Source organism: Micromonospora sp. RTBAU3-60 (assembly GCF_054963695.1).
The window spans coordinates 1-5,290 of sequence record NZ_JBUEGB010000149.1 but is presented as its reverse complement, the minus strand read 5'-3'; the positions used below and the strand labels follow the sequence as shown (position 1 = coordinate 5,290).

At 58.1% G+C, this 5,290-nt stretch carries 2 rRNA genes; both read right to left on the bottom strand.

The features are described 5' to 3' along the window. Window positions 1-125: 125 nt before the first annotated feature. Window positions 126-3,233 (bottom strand): 23S ribosomal RNA (locus ACY34I_RS40065). 374 nt (window positions 3,234-3,607) lie between these two features. After that, a 16S ribosomal RNA gene (locus tag ACY34I_RS40060) occupies window positions 3,608-5,123 on the bottom strand. The 16S and 23S rRNA genes sit together here, the layout of an rRNA operon. Window positions 5,124-5,290 lie beyond the last annotated feature (167 nt).

Sequence of the window (5,290 nt, the reverse complement as noted above, 5' to 3'; positions counted from 1 at the left end):
ACCGGGCGTTTCCCCTCCGCCATGACCGCCGTAACTCTATCGACATGTCAAACAACCCCATCCACCAAAACCTGGTGGGTGTTGTTCGTTTGTCGGGAGTTGCACAGTGGACGCGTAGCAGCTTAGTAGTCAAGTCCTCGGCCTATTAGTACCGGTCAACTGAACCCGTTACCGGGCTTACATTTCCGGCCTATCAACCCAGTCGTCTAGCTGGGGGCCTTACCCCACAAAGTGGGTGGGATACCTCATCTTGAAGCGAGCTTCCCGCTTAGATGCTTTCAGCGGTTATCCCTTCCGAACGTAGCTAACCAGCCGTGCCCCTGGCGGGACAACTGGCACACCAGAGGTTCGTCCGTCCCGGTCCTCTCGTACTAGGGACAGCCCTTCTCAAGTATCCTACGCGCACGGCGGATAGGGACCGAACTGTCTCACGACGTTCTAAACCCAGCTCGCGTACCGCTTTAATGGGCGAACAGCCCAACCCTTGGGACCTGCTACAGCCCCAGGATGCGACGAGCCGACATCGAGGTGCCAAACCATCCCGTCGATATGGACTCTTGGGGAAGATCAGCCTGTTATCCCCGGGGTACCTTTTATCCGTTGAGCGACACCGCTTCCACATGCCAGTGCCGGATCACTAGTCCCGACTTTCGTCCCTGCTCGACCTGTCAGTCTCACAGTCAAGCTCCCTTGTGCACTTGCACTCAACACCTGATTGCCAACCAGGCTGAGGGAACCTTTGGGCGCCTCCGTTACCCTTTAGGAGGCAACCGCCCCAGTTAAACTACCCACCAGACACTGTCCCTGAACCGGATAACGGTCCGAAGTTAGATACCCGAATCAACCAGAGTGGTATTTCAAGATTGCCTCCACCCCAACTGGCGTTGGAGTTTCACCGGCTCCCACCTATCCTACACAAGCTAACTCAGATACCAATGTCAAGCTATAGTAAAGGTCCCGGGGTCTTTCCGTCCTGCCGCGCGTAACGAGCATCTTTACTCGTAATGCAATTTCGCCGGGCCTGTGGTTGAGACAGTGGGGAAGTCGTTACGCCATTCGTGCAGGTCGGAACTTACCCGACAAGGAATTTCGCTACCTTAGGATGGTTATAGTTACCACCGCCGTTTACTGGCGCTTAAGTTCTCCGCTTCGCCCCGAAGAGCTAACAGGTCCCCTTAACGTTCCAGCACCGGGCAGGCGTCAGTCCATATACATCGAATTACTTCTTCGCATGGACCTGTGTTTTTAGTAAACAGTCGCTTCCCCCTGCTCTCTGCGGCCATACAACGCTCCACCCGCGCGGGGCTTCACGTCTCCGGCCCCCCTTCTCCCTAAGTTACGGGGGCAATTTGCCGAGTTCCTTAACCACAGTTCGCCCGATCGCCTCGGTATTCTCTACCTGACCACCTGTGTCGGTTTGGGGTACGGGCCGCTCGGAACTCGCTAGAGGCTTTTCTCGGCAGCATAGGATCACTGACTTCACCTGAATCGGCTCGGCATCACGTCTCAGCCTATATGTGCTGCGGATTTGCCTACAGCACGGCCTACACGCTTACCCCGGCACAACCACCGGCCGGGATCAGCTACCTTCCTGCGTCACCCCATCGCTTGACTACTACCCGCCAGGTTCCCACGCTCCCCACCATTGACCCGAAGGTCGCCGGCGGTTCGGGTGGTTAGCACAACGAGGTTCGTCAGGGTCGCTCCTTCGCGGGTACGGGAATATCAACCCGTTGTCCATCGACTACGCCTCTCGGCCTCGCCTTAGGTCCCGACTCACCCAGGGCGGATTAGCCTGGCCCTGGAACCCTTGGTCATCCGGCGGAAGGGTTTCTCACCCTTCTTTCGCTACTCATGCCTGCATTCTCACTCGTGCCGCGTCCACAACTAGGTCACCCCGTTGCTTCACTCGCGGCACGACGCTCCCCTACCCACCCACACACCTGCACCAGATATCAAGACCTGGCGAGGTTATTGTGTGAGTGCCACAGCTTCGGCGGTGTGCTTGAGCCCCGCTACATTGTCGGCGCGGAACCACTTGACCAGTGAGCTATTACGCACTCTTTAAAGGGTGGCTGCTTCTAAGCCAACCTCCTGGTTGTCTATGCGACCCCACATCCTTTTCCACTTAGCACACGCTTAGGGGCCTTAGCTGGTGATCTGGGCTGTTTCCCTCTCGACTACGAAGCTTATCCCCCGCAGTCTCACTGCCGCGCTCTCACTTACCGGCATTCGGAGTTTGGCTGATTTCGGTAAGCTTGTGGGCCCCCTAGACCATCCAGTGCTCTACCTCCGGCAAGAAACACGCGACGCTGCACCTAAATGCATTTCGGGGAGAACCAGCTATCACGGAGTTTGATTGGCCTTTCACCCCTAACCACAGGTCATCCCCCAACTTTTCAACGTTGGTGGGTTCGGCCCTCCACGCGGTCTTACCCGCGCTTCAGCCTGCCCATGGCTAGATCACTCCGCTTCGGGTCTAGAGCATGCGACTGAATCGCCCTATTCAGACTCGCTTTCGCTACGGCTCCCCCACACGGGTTAACCTCGCCACATGCCACTAACTCGCAGGCTCATTCTTCAAAAGGCACGCCGTCACCCCGCAAGGCTCCGACGGATTGTAGGCGAACGGTTTCAGGTACTATTTCACTCCCCTCCCGGGGTACTTTTCACCATTCCCTCACGGTACTCGTCCGCTATCGGTCACCAGGAAGTATTTAGGCTTACCAGGTGGTCCTGGCAGATTCACGGCAGATTTCAGGAGTCCGCCGCTACTCGGGAACACCCACAGGAGACCAGCCACTTTCACCTACCGGACTATCACCGCCTACGGTCAGCCTTTCCAGACTGTTCGGCTAGCAACTGGCTTTGTAACTCCTCGAGTGCATGTCAGTACACTCAGCAGGGTCCCACAACCCCGACCACGCAACCCCTGACAGGTATCACACGCAGCCGGTTTAGCCTCAATCCGCTTTCGCTCGCCACTACTCACGGAATCACTCTTTGTTTTCTCTTCCTACGGGTACTGAGATGTTTCACTTCCCCGCGTTCCCCCCACACACCCTATGTGTTCAGGTGCGGGTGACACCACATGACTGGTGCCGGGTTTCCCCATTCGGACACCCTGGGATCACAGCTTGGTTGACAGCTCCCCCAGGCCTATCGCGGCCTCCCACGTCCTTCATCGGCTCCTGGTGCCAAGGCATCCACCGTTCGCCCTTGACAACTTGACCACAAAGATGCTCGCGTCCACTGTGCAATTCTCAACAAACGACCAACCCACAACCCGAACCGCCCCACACCTGTAACCCCAACCAAGGGGATCCGGTTTGCGAGGCCAGGCCATGCCTGGCGCCTCGGCGAGCCCACGCTCGCCTCATGGCTCTGAAAGACAACCCGAGGTTGTTCTTTCAGGACCCAACAGGGTGCTTATCGCCGAACCCCAGCCGCACCACATCCGTCGTTCCTGCACCCCAAAGGGCGTGTACTAGACATCCGTGACCGTTGCCGGCGTCCGACTAACCAGTGTCTCCGCCATTGAGCACCCCGACCCGGCATTCGCGGGCCGCGGGCTCCTTGCACCCTTTCGAGTGAAGGTGCTCCTTAGAAAGGAGGTGATCCAGCCGCACCTTCCGGTACGGCTACCTTGTTACGACTTCGTCCCAATCGCCAGCCCCACCTTCGACGGCTCCCTCCCTTACGGGTTGGGCCACCGGCTTCGGGTGTTGCCGACTTTCGTGACGTGACGGGCGGTGTGTACAAGGCCCGGGAACGTATTCACCGCAGCGTTGCTGATCTGCGATTACTAGCGACTCCGACTTCACGGGGTCGAGTTGCAGACCCCGATCCGAACTGAGACCGGCTTTTTGGGATTCGCTCCACCTCACGGTATCGCAGCCCATTGTACCGGCCATTGTAGCATGCGTGAAGCCCTGGACATAAGGGGCATGATGACTTGACGTCATCCCCACCTTCCTCCGAGTTGACCCCGGCAGTCTTCGATGAGTCCCCGCCATAACGCGCTGGCAACATCGAACGAGGGTTGCGCTCGTTGCGGGACTTAACCCAACATCTCACGACACGAGCTGACGACAGCCATGCACCACCTGTCACCGGCCCCGAAGGACCCCCCATCTCTGGAGGATTTCCGGCGATGTCAAACCCAGGTAAGGTTCTTCGCGTTGCATCGAATTAATCCGCATGCTCCGCCGCTTGTGCGGGCCCCCGTCAATTCCTTTGAGTTTTAGCCTTGCGGCCGTACTCCCCAGGCGGGGCGCTTAATGCGTTAGCTGCGGCACAGGGAACCGGAGAGGCCCCCCACACCTAGCGCCCAACGTTTACAGCGTGGACTACCAGGGTATCTAATCCTGTTCGCTCCCCACGCTTTCGCTCCTCAGCGTCAGTATCGGCCCAGAGACCCGCCTTCGCCACCGGTGTTCCTCCTGATATCTGCGCATTTCACCGCTACACCAGGAATTCCAGTCTCCCCTACCGAACTCTAGCCTGCCCGTATCGACTGCAGGCCCGCAGTTGAGCTGCGGGTTTTCACAGTCGACGCGACAAGCCGCCTACGAGCTCTTTACGCCCAATAAATCCGGACAACGCTCGCGCCCTACGTCTTACCGCGGCTGCTGGCACGTAGTTGGCCGGCGCTTCTTCTGCAGGTACCGTCACTTACGCTTCGTCCCTGCTGAAAGAGGTTTACAACCCGAAGGCCGTCATCCCTCACGCGGCGTCGCTGCATCAGGCTTCCGCCCATTGTGCAATATTCCCCACTGCTGCCTCCCGTAGGAGTCTGGGCCGTGTCTCAGTCCCAGTGTGGCCGGTCGCCCTCTCAGGCCGGCTACCCGTCGTCGCCTTGGTAGGCCATCACCCCACCAACAAGCTGATAGGCCGCGAGCCCATCCCAGGCCGAAAAACTTTCCACCCACCACCATGCGGTAGCAGGTCCTATTCGGTATTAGCCCCGGTTTCCCGGGGTTATCCCAAAGCCTAGGGCAGGTTGCTCACGTGTTACTCACCCGTTCGCCGCTCGAGTACCCCGAAGGGCCTTTCCGCTCGACTTGCATGTGTTAAGCACGCCGCCAGCGTTCGTCCTGAGCCAGGATCAAACTCTCCAACAAAAACTTGTTGAACAATCATCCCAGCAACAAAAGTGTTGCCAAAGGAATCCCAACCAGCCAAACCAAAAGGCCTGACCAGTCCGGGGTATAAAACAATTTGGCACTGGCTTATCAAGCACCCTGTTGAGTTCTCAAAGAACAACCACACACCAACCAGAAACCCCGCT